Source organism: Mesorhizobium sp. M1342 (assembly GCF_040317955.1).
GTDB lineage: Bacteria > Pseudomonadota > Alphaproteobacteria > Rhizobiales > Rhizobiaceae > Mesorhizobium.
The window spans coordinates 119,823-144,526 of record NZ_JAMYLI010000004.1 but is presented as its reverse complement, the minus strand read 5'-3'; the positions used below and the strand labels follow the sequence as shown (position 1 = coordinate 144,526).

General features: G+C 61.9%; 26 protein-coding genes. 14 read left to right on the top strand and 12 right to left on the bottom strand.

The genetic code is table 11. The annotated features are described in order from the left end of the window. Positions 1-68: 68 nt before the first annotated feature. The 5 genes from NKH06_RS05605 to NKH06_RS05585 all read right to left on the bottom strand — a co-directional run bounded on the left by NKH06_RS05605 (position 69) and on the right by NKH06_RS05585 (position 4,982). Positions 69-878 (bottom strand): formylmethanofuran dehydrogenase subunit C, encoded by an 810-nt coding sequence (locus NKH06_RS05605; protein ID WP_352892471.1) that lies wholly within the window; start codon positions 876-878, stop codon positions 69-71. Continuing rightward, a complete protein-coding gene (gene fhcD / locus NKH06_RS05600; protein WP_352610628.1) occupies positions 875-1,783 on the bottom strand; it encodes a formylmethanofuran--tetrahydromethanopterin N-formyltransferase in 909 nt (302 codons plus the stop codon). Before fhcD ends, NKH06_RS05605 begins: the two co-directional genes overlap by 4 nt. Then, positions 1,771-3,402 (bottom strand): formylmethanofuran dehydrogenase subunit A, encoded by a 1,632-nt coding sequence (locus tag NKH06_RS05595; protein ID WP_352892469.1) that lies wholly within the window; start codon positions 3,400-3,402, stop codon positions 1,771-1,773. The genes fhcD and NKH06_RS05595 overlap by 13 nt, the downstream gene beginning before the upstream one ends. Then, positions 3,396-4,484: a tungsten formylmethanofuran dehydrogenase gene (locus tag NKH06_RS05590; RefSeq protein WP_352440201.1), complete on the bottom strand. Its 1,089-nt coding sequence runs from the start codon at positions 4,482-4,484 to the stop codon at positions 3,396-3,398. The genes NKH06_RS05595 and NKH06_RS05590 overlap by 7 nt, the downstream gene beginning before the upstream one ends. Positions 4,485-4,601: 117 nt before the next feature. Next, complete coding sequence (locus tag NKH06_RS05585) at positions 4,602-4,982, bottom strand: 4a-hydroxytetrahydrobiopterin dehydratase (protein ID WP_352440200.1); 381 nt, start codon at positions 4,980-4,982, stop codon at positions 4,602-4,604. A 155-nt stretch (positions 4,983-5,137) separates the two neighbouring features. On the opposite strand from NKH06_RS05585, the gene NKH06_RS05580 reads away from it, so the two are divergent. From NKH06_RS05580 to fae, 7 genes are all read left to right on the top strand, one after another. Further along, positions 5,138-6,109: a beta-ribofuranosylaminobenzene 5'-phosphate synthase family protein gene (locus tag NKH06_RS05580; RefSeq protein WP_352440199.1), complete on the top strand. Its 972-nt coding sequence runs from the start codon at positions 5,138-5,140 to the stop codon at positions 6,107-6,109. Between the two features lie 29 nt (positions 6,110-6,138). After that, positions 6,139-7,032, top strand: a complete 894-nt coding sequence (locus NKH06_RS05575; RefSeq protein WP_023810423.1) for an NAD(P)-dependent methylenetetrahydromethanopterin dehydrogenase — start codon at positions 6,139-6,141, stop codon at positions 7,030-7,032. 196 nt (positions 7,033-7,228) lie between these two features. Next, positions 7,229-8,140, top strand: a complete 912-nt coding sequence (locus tag NKH06_RS05570) for an ATP-grasp domain-containing protein (RefSeq protein WP_352892467.1) — start codon at positions 7,229-7,231, stop codon at positions 8,138-8,140. Further along, positions 8,137-9,093, top strand: a complete 957-nt coding sequence (gene mch / locus NKH06_RS05565) for a methenyltetrahydromethanopterin cyclohydrolase (RefSeq protein ID WP_352892466.1) — start codon at positions 8,137-8,139, stop codon at positions 9,091-9,093. The genes NKH06_RS05570 and mch overlap by 4 nt, the downstream gene beginning before the upstream one ends. Before the next feature lie 135 nt (positions 9,094-9,228). Beyond that, complete coding sequence (locus NKH06_RS05560; RefSeq protein ID WP_352610620.1) at positions 9,229-10,176, top strand: ATP-grasp domain-containing protein; 948 nt, start codon at positions 9,229-9,231, stop codon at positions 10,174-10,176. Next, positions 10,173-11,048, top strand: a complete 876-nt coding sequence (locus NKH06_RS05555) for a triphosphoribosyl-dephospho-CoA synthase (RefSeq protein ID WP_352440195.1) — start codon at positions 10,173-10,175, stop codon at positions 11,046-11,048. The genes NKH06_RS05560 and NKH06_RS05555 overlap by 4 nt, the downstream gene beginning before the upstream one ends. Before the next feature lie 149 nt (positions 11,049-11,197). Next, positions 11,198-11,704, top strand: a complete 507-nt coding sequence (gene fae / locus NKH06_RS05550; protein ID WP_013532036.1) for a formaldehyde-activating enzyme — start codon at positions 11,198-11,200, stop codon at positions 11,702-11,704. A 137-nt stretch (positions 11,705-11,841) separates the two neighbouring features. Here fae and NKH06_RS05545 read toward each other — a convergent pair whose 3' ends face one another. Beyond that, the gene (locus tag NKH06_RS05545) at positions 11,842-12,552 is read right to left on the bottom strand and encodes a HisA/HisF-related TIM barrel protein (protein ID WP_128303328.1); all 711 of its coding nucleotides are present in this window, start codon (positions 12,550-12,552) and stop codon (positions 11,842-11,844) included. 33 nt (positions 12,553-12,585) lie between these two features. On the opposite strand from NKH06_RS05545, the gene NKH06_RS05540 reads away from it, so the two are divergent. Then, positions 12,586-13,623 (top strand): hydantoinase/oxoprolinase family protein, encoded by a 1,038-nt coding sequence (locus NKH06_RS05540; RefSeq protein WP_352892463.1) that lies wholly within the window; start codon positions 12,586-12,588, stop codon positions 13,621-13,623. 20 nt (positions 13,624-13,643) lie between these two features. On the opposite strand, the gene NKH06_RS05535 is transcribed toward NKH06_RS05540, so the two are convergent. The 4 genes from NKH06_RS05535 to NKH06_RS05520 are packed head-to-tail and all read right to left on the bottom strand — an operon-like array spanning position 13,644 to position 18,010. Further along, entirely contained in the window at positions 13,644-14,234 is a 591-nt protein-coding gene (locus NKH06_RS05535) for a DUF447 domain-containing protein (protein ID WP_352892462.1), read from the bottom strand. 4 nt (positions 14,235-14,238) lie between these two features. Next, positions 14,239-15,633, bottom strand: a complete 1,395-nt coding sequence (locus tag NKH06_RS05530; protein WP_352892461.1) for a DUF6513 domain-containing protein — start codon at positions 15,631-15,633, stop codon at positions 14,239-14,241. Beyond that, the gene (locus tag NKH06_RS05525) at positions 15,626-16,177 is read right to left on the bottom strand and encodes a flavoprotein (protein ID WP_352630229.1); all 552 of its coding nucleotides are present in this window, start codon (positions 16,175-16,177) and stop codon (positions 15,626-15,628) included. The genes NKH06_RS05530 and NKH06_RS05525 overlap by 8 nt, the downstream gene beginning before the upstream one ends. A gap of 3 nt (positions 16,178-16,180) precedes the next feature. Next, positions 16,181-18,010, bottom strand: coding sequence for a (5-formylfuran-3-yl)methyl phosphate synthase (locus tag NKH06_RS05520; protein ID WP_352630231.1), 1,830 nt, complete (start codon positions 18,008-18,010; stop codon positions 16,181-16,183). A 250-nt stretch (positions 18,011-18,260) separates the two neighbouring features. Between NKH06_RS05520 and NKH06_RS05515 the strand changes: the two genes are divergently transcribed. From NKH06_RS05515 to NKH06_RS05490, 6 genes are read left to right on the top strand one after another with little or no spacing between them, the layout of a single operon-like run. Then, positions 18,261-19,490: a lanthanide ABC transporter ABC transporter substrate-binding protein PedA1 gene (locus NKH06_RS05515; RefSeq protein WP_352440193.1), complete on the top strand. Its 1,230-nt coding sequence runs from the start codon at positions 18,261-18,263 to the stop codon at positions 19,488-19,490. Positions 19,491-19,511: 21 nt separating this feature from the next. After that, complete coding sequence (locus NKH06_RS05510; RefSeq protein ID WP_352440192.1) at positions 19,512-20,483, top strand: YVTN family beta-propeller repeat protein; 972 nt, start codon at positions 19,512-19,514, stop codon at positions 20,481-20,483. Positions 20,484-20,511: 28 nt separating this feature from the next. After that, a complete protein-coding gene (locus NKH06_RS05505) occupies positions 20,512-20,955 on the top strand; it encodes a hypothetical protein (protein ID WP_023810411.1) in 444 nt (147 codons plus the stop codon). 55 nt (positions 20,956-21,010) lie between these two features. After that, on the top strand, positions 21,011-21,799 hold the full coding sequence (locus NKH06_RS05500; protein WP_128303321.1) for a lanthanide ABC transporter ATP-binding protein PedB/LutE: 789 nt from the start codon (positions 21,011-21,013) through the stop codon (positions 21,797-21,799). Positions 21,800-21,834: 35 nt separating this feature from the next. Continuing rightward, the gene (locus tag NKH06_RS05495) at positions 21,835-22,671 is read left to right on the top strand and encodes a lanthanide ABC transporter permease protein PedC (protein ID WP_050580490.1); all 837 of its coding nucleotides are present in this window, start codon (positions 21,835-21,837) and stop codon (positions 22,669-22,671) included. Continuing rightward, positions 22,671-23,300, top strand: coding sequence for a hypothetical protein (locus NKH06_RS05490; protein ID WP_023810408.1), 630 nt, complete (start codon positions 22,671-22,673; stop codon positions 23,298-23,300). Before NKH06_RS05495 ends, NKH06_RS05490 begins: the two co-directional genes overlap by 1 nt. A gap of 15 nt (positions 23,301-23,315) precedes the next feature. Here NKH06_RS05490 and NKH06_RS05485 read toward each other — a convergent pair whose 3' ends face one another. Together NKH06_RS05485 and NKH06_RS05480 are read right to left on the bottom strand one after the other, a co-directional pair. After that, positions 23,316-23,516 (bottom strand): hypothetical protein, encoded by a 201-nt coding sequence (locus NKH06_RS05485; protein ID WP_023810407.1) that lies wholly within the window; start codon positions 23,514-23,516, stop codon positions 23,316-23,318. A gap of 192 nt (positions 23,517-23,708) precedes the next feature. Next, positions 23,709-24,647, bottom strand: coding sequence for a LysR family transcriptional regulator (locus tag NKH06_RS05480; protein WP_127319312.1), 939 nt, complete (start codon positions 24,645-24,647; stop codon positions 23,709-23,711). Positions 24,648-24,704 lie beyond the last annotated feature (57 nt).

Sequence of the window (24,704 nt, the reverse complement as noted above, 5' to 3'; positions counted from 1 at the left end):
CCCCACCACTGCCACCCAGCGGCAAGCACTTGCGTCCTGCCATCCTATGGTTCTTGTGTCGACGGATCTCAGCGCGGAAAAAGAACCTCGCCCATTCCGAGCACTGCATTGTCCCCGCCATATTTGTGCGGTGCGCTCCCCAGAAGCGGCCGTTTCAAAATGCCCTCGGCGATCAGATGACGATCGATGATGGCGGCGAAAACGCTCTCGGGCGCGCCACATTCGACGAAGCTCGGCGACATGCGTGCCGGCGCGCGATCGAGAAGGATCGAACCGCGACGCATCAGATAGCCGGGCATATCACCGGTGCCACCGGCCACCACCAGCGTGCCGGCGATCATGCGGCTGCCGGCAAGGTCGCCGGAGCCTTTCAGCACCGCGATCAGGCCGCGCCGCATGCGGTCCGCCGCGAAGGCGCCCGCCTTGCCCCTGACGATCAACACACCGCCGTTCATGCCGGCCAGTTCCCCCACGAGCGGCGCGCCGAGGTGGTCGCCGGCATTGCCTGTTATCTCAAGCCTGCCGCCGCGCATGCCGGAGCCGGCGTATGGACCCGAATTGCCTTCGATCGTCAGCTTGCCACCGCGCATGGCGCGCCCGGCCTGGGCGCCGGCATTGCCAACGAGGCGAACCGACCCACCCCGCATGCCTTGCGCCACAAGGTCAAGGCGCGCGCTTCCGCCTTCGAACACGATGTTTGTCGGATCGCTGCCGGCGACGCGAAAAATGTCGCCCACCTTCGATCCGTGTTTCGACATGCCGATCTGGATTCTTTCGACGTCGCGGCTTTCGATCCCGGCCAGCCGCTCCGGCGTCAGCGGCGACAGGTCAAGGCGCTCCGGCGGCTCGGCAACCAGGGTGAAGGTCAGCGCCTTCATGGCAGCATATCCTTCAGCGAGTAGATGAATTTTCCGAGCTTGCCGCCGTAATTGCCGGCGCTGATGCGAACCGCGCCTCTTTTCGGTCCGAGCTGTATGACAGCCTTGATGCCGGCCTTCATCGCGGCGGCAACTGCATCATTGGTTTCACCATCGATGACGATTTCCAGGACGGCGTTGATGTCGGGACCGAGTTCACTCGCGACGACGCCGCGCAGCGTCGGCGCGTAGGCTTCGTTGGCCGAGGCGATCATGCCTTTGTATTTGCCACCTATCTTGGAACCCGAACGGGCAATGCCGCCCGGAAACGGCACGATGGCGCCAGGCACCATGCCGATCGCACCGACCGCGGCCTCGGCAGCGGCCAAAGCGTTGGCGCTGCTTTGCGCCATGACAAAGAAATTGCCGCCACCGACAGCTTCCTTCGTCAGTCCGGTCGTTGCTTCGCACAGGAACTCGCCATCCATGACGGGAATACGCCAGAAATGCCTGTCGCCGATCTTCTTGGAGATTTGCCAGCCGTCGCCGAAATAACGCAGCGCCGAACCGAGCTTGAGCTCGGCGCTGCCCTGCAGCCCGGCAAAGCAGGCGGAACCCGGCGAGGTCAAAACGCACTGGCCGACACGATTGAGCAGTTGTTTCTGCAATTCGTCCGTTCCCATCGCGAAAATCATGACGCGGCAGCCCGGCCGGCCATCCGGTGTGGCCGATGGCGGCAGGTCGAGATCGATTGCTGCTTCGCAGCCGCAACCGATCACCGAGGTGGCGAAGCCGGTCATCGTGATCGCCGCTTGGCGAGCCCATTTCCGACTCGGCGCGGTGATGACGATGGCGGTTGCGCGCATGCCGAAGGCTTCGGCGAAGGTATCGTCGATCGTTACCCCATTGACGCTCATGTTCGGCATGGCACCTCGCCGAATGGCTGTTCGCGCGCAATCGCGGAATCCGGAAAATTGAACCAGTCCAGCGACAGGCCGTAGCGCTGCTGGTGATAGTCCTCGAGCCGTCGCACCATTGCCTTGTCGACAGGCGGCTTGAGCCTCAATGCCTTGCCCCAGCGGTAATGGATGATTTCCCCGTCTTGCACGACGAGATGGCCATCCTTGAAAACATACGCCGCTTGTCCGAGCATTTTCGCGATACTGCGGTCCCTGCGATAGACAGCGATGTCGGCTATTGCACCGGCGCCGAGATGGCCTCGATCCGTCAAGCCGAGCAGCTTGGCTGGCGCCGCGCGCGTCATGATGGCGATTTCCTCGAACGTGTATTCGCGGTCGATTGCGGCCAGGGTAGAGAGCGCCAGGGCGGATGATGAAAGTCCGGCGGTCATTTCGGTGCGCGCTTCCCGGCTCATCAGCAGTTCGAACAGCGCCGGATAAGCGGTAAAAGGTGCACCGTTGGGATGATCGGTGGTGAAGAACACACGCCAGGGATCGTCGATCAGGAGAAAAAGCTCGAGCCCGATCGCCCACTGCATCGTGCCGTAGAAGTCCTTGCCATAGCTGTAGGGCACGATGCCGCCGCCATTGCCGTCACCGTCATGAATGACGGTCTTTTTGGGGTGCGCGCTGCCACGCGCCGAAAACTGCCGCATGACGTCGGAGGAGACCGTGACCGTCTGGCCGAACATGACCTGGCCGATATCGATGGTGACTTCCGGCGTCGCATTGACCAGTTCGGCAAGCCGTGCGGCGGCGGAAGAAAACCCGCGTTTTCCTTCCGTGCCATAGCCATAGAACTGGAGGTGGGCGAGATGCAGCGGCAGCCCATCCGCCGCTGCAATCGTCGCAGCCGCCGTATCCGCCGATCCGGGGCTGCCCAGATTGTTGCAATGGACATGCAGGGGATGCGGCAGGCCAAGACTGTCGACGGCGGCCTGCAGCGTCTTGACGATCTTGCGCGAACTGACGCCATAGGAAGGCACGACATCGTCCAGCGCGAAGGTGCGGACGTTCTCCTTGAAGGCGGCGGCCGCACCGGCGTTGATCACCTTGACCCCAAGCGCTCGCGTCGAAGCGACCGTCCAGGCGACATAGTCTTCGATCATCGTTCGGGGGGCGTCGTCGCGGATCATCGACAACAGGAAATCGTCATTGCCGAGAATGGCAAGGGTCGCTTTGTCGATGATCGGGATGTCAGCCAGTTCGAGATGCGTATGAAGCGCCGCTCCCGGCGACATCGCCGGCTCGACCACCGTCGTAAAGCCCATCTTTGCGTAGAGGCAGCCCGTCTGGAACGTCGACCAGCCGGCATTGGAGAGCGGCGTCGTTGCTGGCCTCACCTGATGGGCGGCGTGCTGTTCGGGCAAGAGCAGCCGCGCGGTGTTCACATTGCCGCCGCCGATGTGGGAGTGGATGTCGATGGCGCCAGCCATCACGATGCAGCCGCTGGCTTCGATGATCCGGTCGGCCGCCCCTCCCGCCGGCGCCGGAACGATCTTGTCGTCCTTGATCCAGAGGTCGCCCTTGCCGAGACGGCCGTTGACGGGATCGATGATGTCGCCGCCGGCGATTTTCGTCAGCATGGCAGTGGCTCGGCGAAAGCATGGGTAGCGATCAGGCGGATGATCGTCGCGGCGGAGGGCAATTGCGAGGCCGCTTGCGCATCAATCGACCTGAGCGAGCCCGTGCGGCTGGAGTAGACAACCGCATCGTGATCGACCCCAGCCTTGCCGATGGCGATGGTGACTACGGCGCCGGCAACCGGCTCTTGCGTTTTCGTCAACGCAATCAGCGCCATGCGGCGCTTTTTTTCCATCGCTTGAGCCGTTGTGGCGGAGATCCGCAGGTGCAGGTCGGCTTCGCCGGCAGCGATCATGCGCGCCACATCGTAACGCCAGGGATCGAACTCCGGGAAGCCGCGCGCAAAGCCCGTGCGCAGCGGAAAACCTGTCATCCAAGCCGAGGCGAGCGTGCTTCCCCAGCCGTTTTCGTTCGCCGGCAGATGAAGGCCGGATGCGCGCGATTTGCGATTGAGATCGGCGATTAGTCCTTGCAGCATCTCCAAAGCCAAGCCTTCGGCGGCGTGGCCTGAAAACAGGAACACGGGAAAATGCGCGGCCGCCAGAGCTTTGGCGAAATCATTGAAATTCGACACCGGTTGCGATGTACGCTGCCCTTTGTACTGTGCTCTCAGTGCCGCCAGCGTGGCGGCGAGGCTGGCTTGGCCACAGGAAAGTTGCGTTGCCTTGCGCCCGCCGTTCAGCGGCGGCACAGACATCCCGTTTGGACCTACCACGAAGAACGCGCGCTGGTTCCCGGTCGAGAGGTCGGGAACCGTTCCAGCGAGTTCGCCAACAAGACCATGATGGATCCGCGGGAGCTCGCCCACGATCACCACGACATCGGCACGCCGGCGCGTCTCTCCGGGGGCGACGGTCATTGCCCCCGTGTCCGTAAAAAGCGCGGTCTCTCGGGCAAGTGCCGCGCCATCGGCATGGTCGTATGCCGCGCCAGCCCGCTCGGCCAGCGCGATCGCCGCCCTGGTGCCGTCTATATCCGTATCAAAGCTGAAAACCGGGCACCGACTTGACGACAATAGCGACGCGGCATGCGCAGCCGCGTGCTCAATCAGCGCTTCCCGGTTGCCGATCCAAGCAACCGCCATTCGCTAAACTACTTTCTGGTGCCGGCCCGATCCTAGACGAAACTGGATTGGCCGTGAACCCCACCTTGCAGCGGATCAGCGAATGTTTTCATACGCGTCAACAAATTCCGACCCTGCCTAGTCATATTTGACGTAAGCGAAGCGTTGATCGGTCAGCGGAGTGCCTTCCAGCGCCCCGCCTTCCTTGGCCGGCTGCCACTGAACAACATCCTCGATCTTTTTCGCCAACTCGAAATCCTTGTCGGTAATGCCTTTCGCCGCGTGGTTCGTCAGGCGCACCTCGACCCAGGCATAGGAGGCGGTGATATCGGGATGGTGCCACGCCGCCTCGGCGAGATGGCCAACCGTGTTGATGACCATGAGCGTCGATTTCCAGCTGTGGGTCTTGTATTTGCGCCGGATCCAGCCGTTTTCGTAACGCCATTTCGGCAGCTCCTTCTCAAGCCGATCGGCGATCTCGGCTTCCGAATGGACCTTTTCCTTGACTGTCTCGTTCATCTCGACCTCCGCGAATTGCTCGGTCTGTCTATGCGCCGGAGCCGGCAAACACGTGATGCATTCTCTTTGGCTTGCCCCATCGACGAAAACAGTTATCATGGTACCGGGCACCTAAACTTCCATGATGCATCCATGATGCACCCATCGGGGGGCAGATGTCGAATTCTGTTACCATACGAGTGCCCGCTCGCCTGCACCTTGGCTTCCTTGATCTCAATGGCGATGCCGGACGGCGGTTCGGCAGCGTCGGGCTTCCATTGAGCGAACCCGAAACCGTCGTCACCCTGTCGCGGTCCGGCGAGACCATCGTCGAAGACTCCGAGAGCACCCGCGCCAGCGAGCATCTGTCGACGCTCTGCAAGCATCTCGGCATTCGCGGCCAGCACCATCTGGTGGTCGAGCAGTCGATCCCCAGTCATGCGGGTCTGGGGTCCGGCACGCAGATCGCCCTTGCCGTCGCCTCGGCATTGCGCACTCTCCATAATTTGCCTCTGGATATCGTCGGCGACGCCAGCCTGCTCGAGCGGGGCGGCCGATCCGGCATCGGCATCGCAAGTTTCGAAGACGGCGGCGTCATAGTCGACGCCGGCAAGAACGACCGCGGCGGAACGCCTCCGGTCGTCGCGCGGCTGCCGTTTCCGGAAGAGTGGCGCGTCATCCTCATCCTCGACCATTCCGGGCATGGACTGCATGGCGCTGCCGAGGTCGCGGCGTTTCGTTCGCTGCCGCCATTCCCAACGGCAGGCAGCGGGGAGATCTGCCGGAGGGTGCTGATGGGCATTATGCCGGCTCTGGTCGAGCGGGACCTTCCGGCATTCGGCGCCGCCGTCACCGCGATACAGATGCTGATCGGCAGCCATTTCGCCCCGGCGCAGGGCGGCGTGTTCACCTCGAAGCGGGTCGAGATGGCGGCCCACCGTCTCAATGAAGAAGGCGCAGTCGGCATCGGCCAGAGTTCCTGGGGGCCGACAGGCTTTGCCTTCGCGCCATCGCATGACGCCGCACTCAAGTTCGTCGACGCGGTTCGGAAGACGAAAGTTGGAGACGGCCTTGAGATCAAGATCGTCAAGGGCAGGAACTCCGGCGCGAAGATCAGCTCAACCAGGCTGAATCTCGTCGGCAGCTGACGCTCCCGTTTCAGGCAGAAAGGCAAGAAATGGCCCGCAAACACATCCTGCACATGCTGACACCGTTGAAGCAGATGAGCCCCTTCGACGTGAATATGGCGCTCGACGCAGGTTTCGACGCCGTCGTCCCCTATGTCGATGTAAGCCTCGCCGAAGTGACAGGCCTGGTCCAGGACGCGATCTTTTCGCGCCCGCCGGATGCGGGTGTCGACACCGGCATCTTCATCGCCGGGAAGGATGCCTCGTTGGCGCTCGACATGTTCGACGCCGCGAAGAAGGCGATGGTGCCGCCTTTCCAGGTTTCGGTATTTGCCGATCCGGCCGGCTCGTTCACCACGGCCGCGGCGATGGTGGCCAAGGTCGAAAAGGCGCTGGAGAAGAAATTCCAGCGTGGGCTCAGGGATACGAGGGTGGCTGTTTTCGGCGCCACCGGCGTCGTCGGCTTCTGCACCGCCGTCATCGCGGCAGAGGAAGGTGCACGGGTCACACTTGTCGGCCATGACGGCATCGAAAGGGTCAAGCAGATCGCGGCCGAGATCGAAAGCAGATTCAACATCATCGTCGATGCCGCTGACGGATCGAGCGACGCCCGCAAGACAAAGCTGGTCGAGGCAAACGAAATTATCCTGGCTTGCGCTAAAGCCGGCGTCCAAGTGGTCTCCAAAGCCCAATTGAAAGGCAATGACCTGCTTATTGCGGCCGACGTCAATGCTGTTCCCCCGGCCGGCATCGAAGGATTGGCCGTCAATGCCAATGGTGATCCACTCGAAACGGCAAAAGCTGTCGGCATTGGTCCGCTTGCCATCGGCAATGTCAAATATAAGGTCGAATTCGGTCTCTTCAAAAGAATGATCGAATCCGAAAAGACGATCACGCTCGATTTTCAGGAAGCGTTTTCCCTTGCACGCGAGATTGCCAAGTAACGCCGGATCTCTTTTGATCGCGGCAATTTCAGGCCGGGCGCTGGCCGCCGCCGCGCGTCGCGCCGGCTATCGTCCGCTGGTCGCCGATTTCTTTTGCGATACGGACACCGTCGCGCTCGCAGAACGCGCGACGATATTGCCAGGCGACCTGCAGGGGGGCGTCGATGGCGAGCGCATCATCGACACGCTTCGGCGATTGGCTGGCGACGACCTCCCGGTCGCCATTATCCTGGGCTCTGGGTTTGAGCGGATGCCTGAGACCGTGGACAAGATCGCGCGACACTTTCCGCTCGCAGGCAATGGCGGCGGCGCGATCCGCAGGATCAAGGATCCGCAGTTGCTGGCTGATGATTGCGCCGAACTTGGCATCCCGCATCCGCAATTGCGATGGGACCAACCGCCTGATCCGGAGAACTGGGTGGCCAAGACCGCGGGCGGCGCCGGTGGCGGGCACGTCAGACGAGCAACCGGAGAAAGCCCGACCGCCGGCCGCTACTTCCAGCGCTTCGTTGCCGGTCGCAGCATCTCGGCCCTGTTCGTCGGCAACGGGCAAACCGCGCACGTCGTGGGCTTCAGCCAACAATGGACGTCCCCCTCCCCGACAGCGCCCTATCGCTACGGCGGCGCCGTGCGGTTGAGACGCTTCGATCGCAGACAGGCGGCGCTCATCGGCGGTTGGCTCTCAAGTCTGACGCGGCGCGCCGGCCTGGTTGGATTGTGCAGCGCCGATCTCATCCGCGGGCCGGATGGCTACAAGTTCATCGAGATCAATCCGAGGCCGGGCGCCACCCTCGACATTTTCGACGATGTCGAAGCGCCATTGATCGAAGCGCATCTGCGCGCCGCGACGGGTCAGGTCTTCCGCTTGCCGCGCTTCGTCGATTCGATGGCGTCGATGGTGACTTACGCCGCGACGCCAATCACTCACTTTCCGTCGATCGCCTGGCCTGAATGGACAGCGGACCAGCAGTCGGCTGGCACCCGTCTGATTGCCGGCGACCCTGTCTGCACGGTCTTCGCGCGCGGTCCGAGCGTCCAATCGACCAAGCGGCTCATCAAGGGACAAGTCAGTCAATTGCAACTCCAATGGGAAGGAGACCGGACATGAAAGACGGTTCGGCATTCCTGAACGACAATGCACAGCGCATCGTTGACGGCATGATCGACGACGCCGAACGCCTGCGTATCGTCGTCTCCACGGGGCCATTGGGCGAGCGCCTGATCGATGCCGGCGCCAAGACCGTCGGCAGCGTCGAAGCCGGGCTGCGCATGGCTGAGGCTGCGATGGGCGGTCTCGGCAGCGTTTCGGTGTTCATGGATCGTGCGTCACAGCAATGGCCGTTCACCGTCGAAGCGCGATCTTCGCAGCCGGTGCTAGCCTGCCTGGGCAGCCAATATGCGGGCTGGAATCTATCTGGCCAGGACTATTTCGCCATGGGATCTGGGCCGGCGCGGGCGCTCGCCCGGGTCGAACCGCTGTTCGAAACACTTTCCTATCGCGACATCGCATCGTCCGCGGTGCTTATCCTGGAGACGGCCGAACCGCCTCCCCGCGCGATCGTTGAGAAAGTGGGCAAGGCAACTGGATTGGCGACGGAAAAGCTCACCTTCCTCTATGCGCCGACACAAAGCCTTGCCGGCGGCGTGCAGATCGTTGCGCGCGCGCTCGAGGTTGCCCTGCACAAGATCAACGATCTCAAATTCCCGCTGGAGAACGTTGTCGATGGCATCGGAACGGCTCCGATCCCCGCCCCCCATCCGGATTTCCTGACCGCCATGGGCCGAACCAACGATGCCATCATCTATGGCGGCAGCGTCCAGCTCTTCGTGAAAGGATCGGCGAAAGAAGCTGGCAAACTCGCGGAAAAACTCCCAAGCAGCGCCTCACGGGACTACGGCCAACCCTTCGCCGAGATCTTCACGCGGTTCAAGGGCGATTTCTATGCCATCGACCCGCTGCTGTTCAGCCCGGCCGAAGTGATCGTGACAGCGATCGAAACCGGCGATACGTTTCGCGCCGGTGGGCGTGATCTGAAGATGCTCGAACGGAGTCTCGGCTAAGAGGATGGCGGTGCAAAGGGATTCGTCCGTCATTCGCCTGCCCGACGACTGCATTTCGTGCAGCCCTGCCGCGGACGCGGCAATGAGGGCGTGGAATCGCTCGCGCCGCCGACATTCCCGCACCCGAGAGGCCACATGATCCCTCGCATCCTGATCGTCAGCGACAAAGTGGACACCGGCTCCAACGGCCTGGCGGTAGGGCTTGGTCGGCGGGGCGCCGCCGTTGCAGCCGCGCCGCTGGCGGCTATCGCATTCGACACCGGCAGCCCGAGCGGGCTTTCGATCCCTGGCTTCGGCGGCACGCTGCCCGACGCCGTGCTCGTCCGTTCGATCGCCGCTGGATCGTTCGAAGCGATTACCCGGCGCCTCGGCGTGCTGCACGCGTTAAGCAGACTGTCGGTTCCCGTGTGGAATTCCGCGCAGGCGATCGAGCGCTGCGTCGACAAGTCGATGACGACATTCCTCTTGAAAAATGCCGGCCTGCCTACGCCACGCACCTTTGCCGTAGAAGGACTTGCCGTCGCCGAGGAGATCGCGGCGCAAGAGCTTCCGCGGGGACCGCTGGTGCTGAAACCATTGTTCGGCGCGCAAGGCCGCGGGATAAAGCTGATCCGCACGCTCTCGGACCTGCCGGCCGCAGAAGAGGTGAACAGCGTCTACTACCTTCAGCAATATGTGTCGCGTGCCGGTCCGCCTTTCCGGGATTTTCGCGTCTTTGTCTGCGCCGGCGAGACCGTGGCGATGATGAGCCGCATCAGCGACGACTGGATCACGAACGTCAACAGGGGCGGCGTGCCGGAACAGGTTTCCGAACATGGCAAGGCGGAACTGGCCTCGCTGGCTGTCGCCGCGTCAGCCGCGGTCGGCGCGGATTTTGCCGGCGTGGACATCGTGCGGGCTGACGACGGCAATCTGTTCATACTCGAAGTGAACAGCATGCCCGCCTGGTCGGGATTGCAATCGGTGGTCGCCGTGAACATCGCCGAAGCAATCGCCGATGCCTTGCTGAAACTCCTGGCCGACCGCGCCGAAGCGGCCGCCGCGCCGCGGCCCTACCGTTTCGCCGCGCCTGCGAATTCGTGAGGGCCGCTAGGTTGGCGCTATCGCGTGAACGCCTCCGGGCCAGCTACAAGGATGCCTGCAGGATGGAGATCGAAGCCCTCAAACCGGGCAACGTCCATCTGTTCGCCGACGGACACGGCATGTCGGCCGCTCAATTCATGATGAGTGCGGAGGTTTCTTCCGGGCCGCTGACCGATCCTCGTCTGCCGGTCGGACAGCGCATGCTGGAGGCGGTGCGCGCGACCCGACTGGCGGTCGCAACCAATACCAATCTCGGAATCATCCTTCTGACAGGGCCACTGATATGCGCCGCCGAAATGAGCGGTGACAGACTGCAGGACAATCTCGACTCGCTGCTTCGGGCTTTGAGCGTGCAGGATACCAAGGCGGTGTTCGAGGCGATCGTCACGGCCGCGCCAGGTGGCCTCGGAGAAGCCGCCAACGATGTGCGGCAGGAGCCGAAGATCCATTTGCTGGACGCGATGCGGGAGGCCACCGACCGCGACATGATCGCCCGCCAGTACGGCAGCTGTTTCGGCGACGTGTTCGGGGTCGGGCTCGCGGCGCTGGATGGAGCGTTGGCACGTGGAGAAACCGGCATGTGGCCGACGATATTCGTCTACATGGCGTTTTTCGCCGACTTCCCCGACAGCCATGTGATGCGCAAGCACGGCGTTGACGTCGCAAATCAGGCGCGGCAGGAAGCCGTTGCCGTCCAGGCGGCGCTCCATGCCGAGGGCGACGAACCGTCTCGCATTCGCCTGCTCATGGAGTTCGACCGTCGGTTAAAGGCCGACAACATCAATCCCGGCACCTCGGCCGACCTCACCGTGGCTACTCTTTTAGTCCACACCCTCGCCCTCACCTTGCATAATCGCGGCGTTGGTGCTTGACTTCCAAAAGCGGAAGCTGTGCTTCCGCGGCTATCTAGCCAACCGGTCCGGGCAAATCCGGACGCTGCCAACAAGGATAGCTGTCCATCGAGCGCCTGCTCGGTTGCAGCGTCCGTGGACACCATAATTGTGTCTTGGAGGAAATTGGCATGGCAAAAATCTCAAAGGTTATGGTCGGTGAATCGCTGGTGGGAGACGGCAACGAAGTCGCGCATGTCGACCTGCTCATCGGCCCGCGGGGGAGCGCGGTCGAAACGGCATTCTGCAACGCGCTTACCAACAACAAGGACGGCTTTACTTCGCTTTTGGCGGTGATCGCGCCCAATCTTCAATGCAAACCCAACACCGTGATGTTCAACAAGGTCACGATCAAGGGCGCCAAGCAGGCGGTCCAGATGTTCGGCCCGGCGCAGCACGCCGTGGCAAAGGCCGTGCAGGACAGCGTCGCGGACGGGACCATTCCGGCCAACGAAGCGGACGACGTGTTCATCTGCGTCGGGGTATTCATCCATTGGGACGCGGCGGACGACGCCAAGATCCAGAAATACAATTACGAGGCGACAAAGGAAGCTATCCAGCGCGCCGTTGCAGGAACGCCGACCGCCGCCGAAGCAACGGCCCAGCGCGACAAGGTCAAGCATCCGTTCGCAGCCTAGACAAGAGACAGCCCCGCACAGGAAAAACCCTCTTCTGAGACGGATGGTCTGTTGCGCCGGCTGAAAAAGGTTCTGGGCTTTTGAAACGTCAACTCCCGAAGGGCGCTCGCCCTTCGGGAGTTGACGAGCGACGATTGTCAGGCGCCGAGTGACGCGAGGCGGCCGGGGGTGAGCGTAGCGTTGTGCAATGAGGTTGCGACCAGCGCCGCGGCGACACCCATCGCGGACAAGGCGCTGATGTCGGTCTCATCTCGGACGCCGCCGGCCGCGATGACGGCGCGATTTCCGGCCTTGGCCTTGACCTCCTGCAACCGCCCGAAGTCGGGACCGGCGGCCGCACCGACCTTGGCCAGCGTCATGACAATCACCTTTTGAGGCCAAAGCTCGGGCTCATCGAGAAGAGAACGCGGTCCGCAAAAACTATCGCCGACGAAATCAAGGGACAGGATGAGATCGGGATGATCGCGAAAACGCCGCAGCAGCATGTCGTCCCGCTGCGATTCAGAGCCCAAAACAGGAGACAGCGAGCGTTCGGCAAGCGCCGCCAAAAGTGTCTTTTCGTCGGCCACACCGGCATCGACCCAAAGTTCCGGCGGCTCCGCCATCGTCCTCAGCCGGGCGAGTGCGTCGCTGTTTGGCACACCGCCTTCGATAGCGTCCAGATCCGCGATGTAGAAGGTCGAAAAAGGATAAAGCCCACGCAGTCCTTCAGCGACCGCGACGACATCAGGGCTTCGGCTGAGCGGCGTAACGATCGGCCTGTAGCGATCGCGTTTTCCCTGCTGGGCGCGAACCACCACGCCGTCTTTCAGGTCGAGAACCGGAATGATACGCAACGCTTTTTTCACCGACCAATTGCCCCCGTCATGAAAGCTTGAAGCGTGGAAAAAAGAAAGGGCATCATTGCCGGTTTCGACATTGGCGGTGCACATCTGAAGGTGACCCGCGCACAAGACGGTCGCATCGTCGAGGCGGTAACGATCGCAACGCCGCTCTGGCAAGGGCTGCACAAGCTGGCGTCAGCCCTCGACGAAACGGCTCCGATCTACGCGGGTGCGGATCTCAACGCATTCACCATGACAGGCGAACTGTCGGACATCTTTCCGTCCCGCGATGTCGGCGTAGGGGCTCTGCTGGGTCAGATTTCCACCCATTTCCCCACAGACAAAAAGCTGGTCTATGCCGGACCATCCGGTTTCGTCGGGGTCGAGCAGGCAGCGCAGCTAGCCGCCGATGTGGCTTCCGCCAATTGGCACGCGACAGCCTTGTTGGTGGCAAAACTCGCCGGCGATGCCCTGTTCGTCGACATGGGCTCCACCACCACCGATATCATTGCCATCAAGAACGGCGCCGTGGCCAATGACGGCTACACCGACGCCGGACGGCTTCTAACCGGCGAATTGGTCTATACCGGCTTCACCAGGACATTCCTGTTCGGCGTAGCCTCGTCGGCTCCCGTCCATGGCAGGCTAACGCCGCTGATGAACGAGTATTTCGCCTCGATCGCCGACGCGCATCGCATCCTGGGCGTGCTCGACGAGGACGACGACAGGCACCCTCCCGCCGACGGCAAGGAAAAGACCGTGGATGGCTCGATCGCGCGGCTGGCGCGCATGGTCGGGCGCGACGCCACTGACCTGACCCCGCCGGAATGGGGTGAAGTCGCGCGCTGGTTCAGCGAGCAGCAACTGCGCAAAGTGCACGATGCAGCGTCGCTGGTTGCCGGAACCCTGCCTCGGGACGTCCCGATCGTCGGCGCCGGAAGCGGTCGCTGGCAGATCAAGCGACTGGCCCAACGCATGGAACGCAGTTACGTCGATTTCGCCGACATCATCCCCGCGGATGACACCGTTCGCGGCCAAGCGAGCAGCGCGGCACCCGCTTCCGCGGTAGCGCTTTTGGCGGGATATCCTTCGTAAACAGGTTGCGGCGCTCGCGTCTATGCTCGGGCGTCCTCGCTACCGGAACCTTTGGCGGTCAAGTGATCGCTGACACGCTGCATCAGCCAGCCCCAGGCTTCCTTTTCACCGTCGCCAGCTGTCTTCTCGATGGCGATCGAAAGGTAGGCGATTTCCGCCTCGATCTTGTCGCGCGGCAGCATGCCGAGCCGGCTGACAAGGATGGCCAGCTCAAGCACCGCCGCCTTGGCTCGGTTGAGGCCGGTGAACGGCGCAAGCGCTTCCTCCCGCACCACGCGGCAGAAATGGCGGGGGCGCACGCCATTGTCATCGACCGCCTGGACTTCGAGGCCCGAATACGCCAGCGCCGACTCGAGCCTCGGCACGGGAAACCCGTCAACCGGAACGATTGGCCAATGCTTGCGGCCTGTCAGGCAGCCGGCAAAGACACGCACGTCGTCGGTATAATTGGCGATGGCGAACGGCACTTCGGCGAGATTGTCGAGCGTGACCGACGGCCGGAACGGCGCAATCACCCAGCCGTCATTCTCGGCAATGATGCCGATCGGCGCGATGTGGACGTTGCCTGCCTTGTTGACCGTCGTGATGATCGATTCTCGAATGTAGGGCATGATCCTAGCGCTCTTTCCTTGCGCGAAGCGTCTTGCCCGGCTCGGCAAGACGGGTACGGTCGGTTTCGGGAGCCGGCGTGGCAACGCCCCATGCGAGCGGCTCGTCCTGCACATAACGCTTGCCGAGGCGCCACGCGATCTCGGCCTTCATCAGTTCCGCGCCGAGGTAAAAAGCGTGTGCGCCATCGGCGTTGACGTCCAGCCCGGCAAAAAGTTCGAACGCATCCGTGGCAACTGCATGCCCTTTGCTATTGAAAACATGGATGCCGTCCTCCGCTACCGCGATCCGGAAGTTGGCATCGCGCACCTGGGCCGCCAATGCCTCGATATCGTCGGTTGAGGCTGTGAAAGGCTTGCGATCGTGGACCTGCAACAGGCCTGGGTGATAGCCGCGCGGCAAGGCGCCGTCCGTGCAAGCAGCCAACATGACGCGGCGGGCGATATCGTGCTCCTCGATCGTCCGCACCGTGTGTGGGCTGACATGCACCGCCAGCACGTTTCGGATCCGGAGTTCCGAGCAGAGTCCCGCTAGAACGGCCGTAACACCAGAACTGTCCGCGTCGGTCAATTCGGTGAGATTGCCGGTGCCCATCAGCAATTCGACGTCCGGCCAGCGGCGCCGCGCCTCGATGAAGCGCCCGAGTGAAACGGCGAAGCCGAAATGGATCGGGTCGAGCACGGGATCGGCAATGAAGGCAACGCCGGCCTTTTGCGCGGCTTCGATGGCCCGGCCGAGCGAATCCAGATCGCCAGGCGTGGAAGGTATCAACACTGCCGTAGCCCTATGGTCGAAGATCAACGGCAGCGTGTTCTCGTCGAGGCTGAGAAGATAGTCCGCGCCGGCGCGTGCCCCGATCGTCAGTTCGTCCACGCTGGCCGAATCGACGCTGACCATGAATCCCCGTGCCTTGAGCGCTCGCACAGCCTCCGCCAGCAACGGAAACGGCGTCTCCGGCAGGCAGCCCAGATCGATGACATCGGCGCCGGCCGCAGCTAGCATCGAGGCCCTCGCCATCAGTGCCTCGACCGACAGCATCGGCGCATCGACGATCTCGGCGAAGATGCGCATATCGTGACGCGTCAGATCCGGCGGTTTGCCCGCCCGGCCAAGGAAGGCCGGAAGGTCGGCGATCTCGTCGGGGCCGCGCACAAAAGGCACGCCGAAATGCTCCGACAGGTGCTCGATGTTTCCCCGATAGCGTCCGGGCAGGATTACGCGGTCGACGTCTCCTGTCAGAGTGAGCCGACGCTTCACAATGTCCTCGCTCATCAGCGCGGCGACCTTGACGCCGACGTCGACGATTTCCCACGCGAATTCGGTTTTGCCCAGCCCGGCCAGCAGCCGTTCCAGCCGCGCCTTGGCCAGATGGCCGGTAAGAAAAACCAGCCGCTCAGCCATCGCTTGCGAGTTCGGCCTGTCGCCGTGTGAGCGAGGCTTCGAGATCAGCGAGCGACTCGACCACCTGGGTCCGCTCGAAACTCTTCAACTGCTTGGTATTTTCCAGGTCGATCCCGCGCGGATAGACCTTGACTAGCCCGTGCGGTGCCTGGGTTTCGAGTTCCGGCGCGGTGTCGCAAGCAAAGACGATGGCTGGCACACGGCACTTTCCCGCTTGGGCAAAGACATTGGTGGCGAGCGTGTCGGAAATGCCATGCACGCATTTGGCGACCGTGTTGGACGTGGCCGGCGCCACCACGACCGTGTGATAGACACCGTGGTAGAATTCGCCGACCGGGATCGCGCTCGCGGTCTTGTCGTGCAGCACGCGCGTCGTCTCCGGGAAATCAAGTTTGAGCTTGTACATGCGCAGCACTTCGTTGGCGGCCTTTGACACGAAGACATCGCAGTGTTCGAGTTGGCGAACAAGTGCGAAGCTCTCCGTAAAAAAATGCCCGGAACCCGTCAAAACCCACGCCCAGCGCGGCACATGCAGCTTCACCATCGGCTATCCCGCCTTCTTTGCCGACGACCCTGTTGAAGCCACGATCCTGATGCCGGGCAGCTTGCCCAACGCGAGCATCGCGCCGGCCTCGGCAGCATCCTTCGGACCGGCGAGATGGAAATCGACGCCGTCAGGCAGCATGGCGGCAAAGCCTGGGTCGACAATGCCTCGGGTCCTCAGGCTGTCAGCGGTATCGCCGTCGAAGAATGCACCGGTCTGTTTGATAAGCAACAGCGCGTCTGCGCCAAGCTTGCCGGCAAGCCAGGCGGCCAGAGAATCGGAGGTAATGTCCCAGGAGGCCGGAACATCCAGCGCCGGCAGTGCCAGTGAGGACGGCAGCCACACCGGAACCTTCCCCGCCTCCAACGCTCGCCCGATCTCATCCAGCGACCGCGCCGGCGTCAGCCTTTCGTCCCGGTCGAGGATGACATGGCCGAACTGTTCCATGGCCAGGATCGCCATGGCATGTGCGGCGGTGTCGGAAAAATCCATGCGGGTCTGCGTTTCGCGCACATGATCGGCAAAGAGCCCGCCGCCGGGCACGATGACGATCGGCAGCCTGGAACCCGCCAGCGCTGCGATCCAGCTCTTCATCTCCGCCGCATGGGCCGTGCTGCCGCCAAGCTTGACGATGGCCCTTCGGAGCATTTCGGGGCGTTCCTGGCGCGGTCGGAAAACAACGCTTCGGTCTTTTCGGCCAGCAGTGCCGGAGGCAGCACCGCGTCCCGCCGATTGGCGCTTGCGTTCGATCTCGACGCCGACGCCGCCAGGGCCGAGCTCGAGCTTTTCCACCCTTACCGTGACGCGCACGACACGCTGGTTCTCCAGGACGTGCGCCGCCACCTGCTCGGCCAAAGCCTCGCTGAGCTGGATATGGCCTCGCGCGACGATGGTGCGAATGCCGTCCATGATGATGTCATAAGAGAATACATGGCGCATGTCCTCGGGATGGTCGGTGATTTGCAGCACGTCGGCGGTCACATCAAAGCGCACTTTTTGAGTATGGCCATGCTCGAAGCTGTAGGCACCGATCTGGACCGGCAGAACAAAATCCCGCACAAAAATCCTGTCCGTGCCCAGTGTCGGGTCGGTGTCCGGCGAATAGCCTCTCGCCGCCAACAGGCGATAGTCGATACTCGATTGACCGCCGGTCCCGGATTCCGCCGGGATCAACTCTCGAATCTGCGAGACCGCCTCGGCGCTGATCGAACTCGTGCGACCGGAATGGCCACACAGCGCCCCCCGAAAGCCGAGAAAATCGGGAGCGAAAGGCAAGAGGCGCGGAAGATCCGGAGCTTCCAGCGATCCACTCAGGCCGACCATCAGACCGAGCGATTTCGTGCGATCGACGAATCCCGGAATACGCTCCGGCGGCAGATGATTGAGCAGCCGGCCCTTCCCCTTTTGCGCGGTATCAACCATCACGCCATGGAAGCGATGCCTGGCGAATATCGGCAGAAGTTCGAAGTCCGGCGCCAGATCGGCAAACAGCACGGCAATCAGCTTCGTTCGTGCGGCGAGCGGTTCGAGCGCCTGTGCGCAGGCAGAGATATTTGCCGAAGGGAAAAATCCGATCTTCACATAGTCGACGCCGGTCGCCGCGATCTCTTCGGCCTTGATGCGGATCGTTTCGGGCTCCATCGGCAGGTCGCCGCAGACCGCGCTGACCGGAGCCCGACCAGCGATGAACGAAATCGTTCGGCGCATGGTTTCCGTGGACACCGCGCCCAGGGCTCCCGCCTTCGGGTCCTTCAGGTCGACGATGTCGACACCTCCAGAAAGAGCGATCTCCGCCTCTTCGATGCCGGTGACGCTTGCCAGCATTCTGGTCATTTGAACAGTTTCTCCAGCTTGGAGGACAAGACGTTTTTATAAAGGCAGTCGAGATCCCTGCGCCACGTCTCGTCGGTGTTGCCACGCGAATCGACGCTGGCGACTTTCCGCACCGTTCTGGCAGGCGCGAAAAGTCGTCCGATAGGGTTTGATAAATTTTGCGGGTCGGCTAAGTTGATCATGGGCACCTTGACTTGGCGCGGGTCCGGCAACAGTCGAACCTTTGCGCAAGAATGGGTAATTACTATCGATGACGAGCGCGGTGCCAGGCACTCTCGCTGCCTTTTTGTGCTTTTTTTCCCTGACCGTCAACGTTTCCGACGCGACAGGCCAGGAAACGGTGGCGAAGCCGGAAAAAAAGACAACTGAAATCAAAATAGGTTATTTGCGGGCCTACGCACCGCAATTGACGCTTTCCATGCTCGACCTGCCGCCACGTGACGAAGGTGTCGCCGGCGCCGAGGTGGCAATCGGCGACAACAACACGACGGGAAAGTTCACCAACCAGAAATTCAGCCTGGACGTGACCGAGATCAAACCCGAAGGCGACGCGGTTCGGGCATTCGAGGACCTGATCGCCAAAGGCGACCGCTATGTGGTCGCCGATCTTTCAGCAAAACAATTGCTGTCGATCGCCGACATCGCCCGCGAAAAAGGCGTGCTGATCTTCAACGTCGGCGCGACCGACGACAGCCTTCGCGAGGAGGACTGCCGCATCAACGTTTTCCATATCGCGCCGACGCGCAGCATGCTGGCCGATGCGCTGGCGCAGTATCTCATGGTGAAGAAGTGGCCGAATTGGGTGCTGCTCTATGGATCGCATGAGCAGGATCATCTTTACGCCGATGCGTTGCGCCGCGCGGCGACCCGCTTCGGCGGCCAGATCGTCGCCGAGAAGGAATTCAAGGATACCGGCACAGCCAGGCGCACCGACACCGGCGCCACGCAGATACAGCAGCAGATTTCCGTGTTCACGCAAGATCTCCCGGAGCATGACGTGGTGCTTGTCGCCGACGAAAGCGAGGTTTTCGGGACCTACGTGCCCTATCGCACCTGGACGCCGCGGCTGGTCGCCGGCACGGCCGGTCTGGTTGCATCGTCGTGGCATCCCGCCAGCGAACAGTGGGGCGGCATCCAGATGCAGAGCCGCTTCCTGAAGACGACGAGCCGGCGGATGCTCTCCAAGGACATGTCGGCCTGGACGGCGGTGCGTGCCGTCGGCGAGGCCACCACGCGCACCAACGGCGACGATGCGAAAAAGATCAGCGACTACATGCGCTCTGACGATTTTTCGGTTGCTGCTTTCAAGGGGCAGAAGCTGACCTTCCGCAAATGGAACCTCCAGCTTCGCCAGCCGATCCTGCTTGGCGATACCAAGTCCGTCGTCTCGACATCGCCACAAGAGGGCTATCTTCACCAGGTCTCCGAACTCGACACGCTCGGTGTCGATCAGCCGGAAACGAAATGCGCTCTCAAGTAGAGTCAATCGGGAGGAATTTGCGTGCAGAAACGAGCTTGCGCATTCGCCATTCTCGCGGCCGGCCTGACAGTCAGCCCCGCATCGGCCTATACGGCCTACGTTTCCAACGAGAAGGACAACACGATGACCGTCGTCGACACGGCGACGATGCAGGTGATGAAGACCGTCGAAGTCGGCCAGAGGCCGCGCGGCATCACCATCTCGCATGACGGCAAGTTCGTCTACCTATGCGCCAGCGATGACGATACGGTCCAGATCATCGATACCGCGACGCTTGAAATCGTCGGTACGCTGCCATCCGGCCCCGATCCCGAATTGTTCGTGCTCTCGCCGGACGGCAAGACGCTTTATGTCGCCAATGAGGACGATAATCTCGTCACCGCCATCGACGTCGAAAGCAAGCAGGTCCTGGCCGAGATTCCGGTCGGCGTGGAACCGGAAGGCATGGGTGTCAGCCCCGATGGCAAGACCATGGTCAACACTTCGGAAACCACCAGCATGGCGCATTTCATCGACACCGGCACGCATGAGGTGACCGACAACGTGCTGGTCGACACGCGCCCGCGCTTCGCCGACTTCAAGCCCGACGGCACGCAGGTCTGGGTCAGCGCCGAGGTTGGCGGCACCGTCAGCGTCATCGACAACGCCAAACGCGAAGTGGTGAAGAAGATCCAGTTCGCGATTCAGGGACTGCGGGCCGAAACCATCCAGCCGGTAGGCATCGCCATCAGTGCCGATGGCAAGAAAGCCTATGTCGCGCTCGGCCCGGCGAACCATGTCGCGGTGATCAATACCGATACCTACGAGGTGGAGAAATACATCCTCGTCGGCCAGCGCGTCTGGCATCTGGCCTTCACGCCCGACCAGAAAACGCTAATCACCACTAATGGCAATTCCAACGATATCACCTTCATCGACACGGCCACCGACGAGCCGGTCCAATCGCTCACCGTGGGCCAGCAGCCCTGGGGTGTGGTCATTTCGCCCAAATAGCAGACATTGATCATCGGGAGGTCAAGACATGAAACTTTGCCGCAGGTTTTTCTTCGCCGCGCTCGCCGGATTTGTCCTTGCTCCGATCGGAGCAAGCGCCGACGACGCAACACCAAAACCGTCGCGTGCCAGCAAGAACCTGCCGGAATTGATTATCGGTTCGGCCGATTCCACCTATGCCGTCAATCAGAAGGACTTCGAGCTGATCGCCGGCCAGGGGTATCGCTGGAAGATCACCTCCAAAGGCGGTTTCGAATACAAGTTCGTGACCGACCTCTTCCGCAATGTCTGGATGGACCAGATCGTCATCAACGATTTGGAAGTGCATATGGACGGCGGACCAGCCTGGCTGGAATTCGACGATGCGGGAACGATCCAGGTGCAGTTCCATACCGTTCGCCCGGGCGAATATACCTGGTCGGTTCCCGACCTTGCCGACAAGGGACTGAAGGGCAAGATTACGATCAAGTGAGACAAAGGCGACCAGGGCGCCAGATAGCCAACGCGTCCTGAAGGAGCGACCCGGCATGCAGCATATGAGGACAAACGGTCCGGGAGAAGAGGTGGCGGCGCTCGATGTCGGCGCCGTCAGCCATTCCTATGGCCAGAAGCGGGCGCTCAACGACGTCTCCTTCTCGATCGCGCCGGCGACTTTCACCGTTCTGCTCGGCCTCAACGGGGCCGGCAAGACAACGCTGTTCTCACTGATAAGCCACCTCTACGACACGCGTCACGGATCGATCCGCATCTTCGGCCATGACATTCGCCGCGCGTCCGGCGAAGCACTCAGACGGGTCGGCATCGTGTTCCAGGCACGCACGCTCGACCTCGACCTCAGCGTCTACCAGAATCTCTCCTACCACGCCTCGCTGCATGGCATTGGCGGACGCGAAGCTCGCCAGCGCATTGCCGCGCTGCTTGAAACGGTCGACATGCAGGGCCGCCAGCACGACAAGGCACGCAGCCTCTCCGGCGGTCAGATGCGACGCATCGAAATCGCCAGGGCGCTGCTTCACCGACCTTCCCTGCTCCTGCTTGACGAGGCGACCGTCGGCCTCGACATCGAATCCCGCGCGGGCATCCTCGCCACCATCCGCAAGCTCGTCCAGGCAGAGGGCATCGGCGTGCTCTGGGCCACGCATCTGATCGACGAAGTCGAAGACGCCGACCATGTTGTCATACTGCGGCGGGGTGATCTGGTCGCGAGCGGCAAGGTGTCGGATGTGACCCGTGCGAACGGTGGAAATTCGATTCGCGAAACCTTTTCGAAGCTCAGCCGCGTCGATGCGGCGGGCATGGCGGAGACGTCGCCATGAGCGCTCCTGCGATGCCTGGAAAGGTCGCCGGCATCATGCCGGTGCGGTCTGAGCCATTCGGCCTGCGCCACTATCTCATTTGCCTGAAAGGCGTCGTCCTGCGCGAGTGCCTGCGCTTCCTGCACCAGCGCGAACGCTTCATTTCCTCGCTGGTCCGGCCGCTCGTCTGGCTGTTCATCTTCGCCGCCGGCTTTCGCCAGGTGCTCGGCGTGTCGATCATCCCGCCCTACAAGACCTATGTGCTCTACGAGGTCTATATCACACCGGGCCTTTGCGGCATGATCCTGCTGTTTTCCGGCATGCAGTCTTCGCTGTCGATGGTCTACGACCGCGAGATGGGCAACATGCGCATCCTGCTGGTCAGCCCGTTTCCGCGCTGGTTCCTGCTGGTGTCGAAGATGCTGGCCGGTGTGGCCGTATCGATCGTGCAGGTCTACGCGTTCCTGATCGTTGCCTGGTTGTGGGGCGTCAAGGCGCCGCCACTCGGCTACCTCTACGTGCTGCCGGCACTGTTCCTGTCGGGCATGATGCTTTGCGCGCTCGGTATGCTCTTGTCTTCGCTGATCAAGCAGCTCGAAAACTTCGCCGGCATCATGAACTTCGTCATCTTTCCCGGCTATTTCGCGTCTCCGGCGCTCTATCCCTTGTGGCGCATCCAGGAGGCGAGCCCGCTGCTCTACAAGATCTGCCTCTGCAACCCGTTCACCTATGCCGTCGAACTGATCCGCTTTGCCTTCTACGGACAGATCGAATGGCTGTCGCTGGGCGTCGTCGCCGGCTGCACGCTGCTGTTTCTGGGCGGCGCCATCATCGCATACGATCCTTCGCGCGGTTTGGTGATCCGCAAACAGGACATGGGAGGAAACGCCTGATGGCGCGAATGAGGCTTGCTCACACTCTGGTTCTGGTCGCCACGCTTGCCTCGATGGGGAGCGCCGGCGCGGCAAACACCGATCCCGACTGGCCCTGCATGCAGCGTAAGGTGCCACAGCTCTCGCTTGGCCAGATCTGGAATGGGCCGGAGCTTCCTGCGACCGCGAAAGATTGGGCGAAGGATGCCCGTGTGTCGGCGCTTGTCGAGGCGGTGGCGGCCCGGCGGACGCCGATTGCCGAAGCCCAGAAAGAGATCAAGGATTTCGCGACTTCCCTGTCGGCCGAGCAGGTCGCACCAAAAATGACGATGCTGGTGCAGGGAATGTTCGACCATATGGACGCCGAGCGTTCGCACGTGATCTCCGGCATCTCCCGCTATGCGCACAAACAGCTCGAAATGGCGGCACAGTTGCGCAAGGAAGCATCCGAAGTCGACGCGCTGCGCGCCAAGGCCGATGCGGATCCGGACGAAGTCGAACGGCGAACCGACCAGCTGAATTTCGCGACGCGAATTTTCACCGAACGGGTCCAGTCGCTGACTTATGTCTGCGATGTGCCCACGATAATCGAGCAGCGGCTTTACCAGTTGTCGAAGACCGTCTCGGAAACGCTCGTCGTGAAGAAATAGACCTTGGCGCCTGCCTCATGACCCCCTGCCAGGCAGCACACGCCAGCGCTGCACGAAATAACCGGGATGCGTCTCGATCCACCGAGCCACCAGCGGCTGCGCCTGCATGAAGGCAGTCCCGGGATTCATCGCCAGACCGTCTACCATTTGTTCGCGTTGTTCGCAGGTCCGCGGTACATCCGTCAGGCAGACCATCATAACGAGTGTGTAAAGCATTACCCCTTTTCCCCATCGAATTCCCGAACCCTACCCGGGAGATTTCTGCAGGGGTTGCACATACGGATCGCTTACGGGTGTGAAAGGACGTGGCCCCCGCTCTTTCGCACTGCAACATAACATATTGCTTATATAACACCAACGATCGCGAGCGTTATCCACCGGGCTTTCATCCGTTGCGTTCGTGCAATGTCATCCCGCCTTGTCTGGATACAGCTTTCCGAAAAGGGGCAGATACATCGCGCCCTTGCGCATCAGGAAATCGTTGAACGTGGCCATGGCCGGCGAGATCGCGTGATCGGTTCGCATCACCGAAAACCATTGCCGGCGGATCGGCATGCCGACAACGTCGAGGATGACAAGCCGGCCTGCTTCGGTTTCCGCAGCGATGGTGTGGGCAGAGATGAAGGCGATGCCGAGACCAGCCATCACCGCCTGCTTGATCGTTTCGTTCGAGGCCATCTCGACACCGAGGTCGTCGATGCGCCCAGGTACGTCGCTCAGGAATATTTCCAACGAGATGCGGGTTCCGGAGCCGGGCTCGCGAATAAGGAAATGCTCCTCGGCGATGCGCTCCTTGGAGATATCGCGCGCCGCGACCAACGGATGGTCGGGCGGCGCGATGATGACCAGCGGGTGATCGCCGAAGACCGAAGCACGCACCGGAACCTCCTTCGCCGGGCGCCCCATCAGCGCGATATCGATGTCGTGGTTCCTGAGGTTGTCGATCGTCTGGGCACGGTTGCCGATGGCAAGCCGCATGTCGATGTCGGGATGGTCCTTCATGAACGCAGCCATCAGCCGCGGCGCGAAATATTTGGCGGTGGAAACAACGCCGAGCCTCAAGCTGCCGGTGCGTACGCCCTTGATGGCATCCATCTTGTCTTCGAGCAAACCGAGATGCTCCTCGATAACCTGCGCTGTCTCGACGAAAGCCCGACCTGCGGCAGTGGGACGCATGCCGTCCGACGTTCGGTCGAACAGAGCCAGCTGGAATTCTTCCTCCACTTGCCGCAGCTGGATTGTCAGCGCTGGAGGAGACAGACCTAACATCTTGGCTGCGCTGACAATTTTGCCGCACTTGATGATTGCCTGGACGGTCTTGAAATGCTTAAGGGTGAGGTTTCTCATGCCGCATACTAAATTATTTTTACTGGTTAAGTAAAGTTATTGAATTTTACTTATCTG

What these genes read in the sequence shown, in the direction of transcription:
- NKH06_RS05490 (WP_023810408.1), top strand. Translation starts at nt 22,671, where the DNA reads ATGGCGCGAATGAGGCTTGCTCACACTCTGGTTCTGGTCGCCACGCTT.
- NKH06_RS05590 (WP_352440201.1), bottom strand. Translation starts at nt 4,484, where the DNA reads ATGGCGGTTGCTTGGATCGGCAACCGGGAAGCGCTGATTGAGCACGCG.
- NKH06_RS05605 (WP_352892471.1), bottom strand. Translation starts at nt 878, where the DNA reads ATGAAGGCGCTGACCTTCACCCTGGTTGCCGAGCCGCCGGAGCGCCTT.
- NKH06_RS05480 (WP_127319312.1), bottom strand. Translation starts at nt 24,647, where the DNA reads ATGAGAAACCTCACCCTTAAGCATTTCAAGACCGTCCAGGCAATCATC.
- NKH06_RS05505 (WP_023810411.1), top strand. Translation starts at nt 20,512, where the DNA reads ATGAAACTTTGCCGCAGGTTTTTCTTCGCCGCGCTCGCCGGATTTGTC.
- fhcD (WP_352610628.1), bottom strand. Translation starts at nt 1,783, where the DNA reads ATGCCGAACATGAGCGTCAATGGGGTAACGATCGACGATACCTTCGCC.
- fae (WP_013532036.1), top strand. Translation starts at nt 11,198, where the DNA reads ATGGCAAAAATCTCAAAGGTTATGGTCGGTGAATCGCTGGTGGGAGAC.
- NKH06_RS05530 (WP_352892461.1), bottom strand. Translation starts at nt 15,633, where the DNA reads ATGGCTGAGCGGCTGGTTTTTCTTACCGGCCATCTGGCCAAGGCGCGG.
- NKH06_RS05535 (WP_352892462.1), bottom strand. Translation starts at nt 14,234, where the DNA reads ATGCCCTACATTCGAGAATCGATCATCACGACGGTCAACAAGGCAGGC.
- NKH06_RS05495 (WP_050580490.1), top strand. Translation starts at nt 21,835, where the DNA reads ATGCCGGTGCGGTCTGAGCCATTCGGCCTGCGCCACTATCTCATTTGC.
- NKH06_RS05595 (WP_352892469.1), bottom strand. Translation starts at nt 3,402, where the DNA reads ATGCTGACGAAAATCGCCGGCGGCGACATCATCGATCCCGTCAACGGC.
- mch (WP_352892466.1), top strand. Translation starts at nt 8,137, where the DNA reads ATGAAAGACGGTTCGGCATTCCTGAACGACAATGCACAGCGCATCGTT.
- NKH06_RS05585 (WP_352440200.1), bottom strand. Translation starts at nt 4,982, where the DNA reads ATGAACGAGACAGTCAAGGAAAAGGTCCATTCGGAAGCCGAGATCGCC.
- NKH06_RS05560 (WP_352610620.1), top strand. Translation starts at nt 9,229, where the DNA reads ATGATCCCTCGCATCCTGATCGTCAGCGACAAAGTGGACACCGGCTCC.
- NKH06_RS05485 (WP_023810407.1), bottom strand. Translation starts at nt 23,516, where the DNA reads ATGCTTTACACACTCGTTATGATGGTCTGCCTGACGGATGTACCGCGG.
- NKH06_RS05515 (WP_352440193.1), top strand. Translation starts at nt 18,261, where the DNA reads ATGACGAGCGCGGTGCCAGGCACTCTCGCTGCCTTTTTGTGCTTTTTT.
- NKH06_RS05580 (WP_352440199.1), top strand. Translation starts at nt 5,138, where the DNA reads ATGTCGAATTCTGTTACCATACGAGTGCCCGCTCGCCTGCACCTTGGC.
- NKH06_RS05525 (WP_352630229.1), bottom strand. Translation starts at nt 16,177, where the DNA reads ATGGTGAAGCTGCATGTGCCGCGCTGGGCGTGGGTTTTGACGGGTTCC.
- NKH06_RS05520 (WP_352630231.1), bottom strand. Translation starts at nt 18,010, where the DNA reads ATGACCAGAATGCTGGCAAGCGTCACCGGCATCGAAGAGGCGGAGATC.
- NKH06_RS05500 (WP_128303321.1), top strand. Translation starts at nt 21,011, where the DNA reads ATGCAGCATATGAGGACAAACGGTCCGGGAGAAGAGGTGGCGGCGCTC.
- NKH06_RS05575 (WP_023810423.1), top strand. Translation starts at nt 6,139, where the DNA reads ATGGCCCGCAAACACATCCTGCACATGCTGACACCGTTGAAGCAGATG.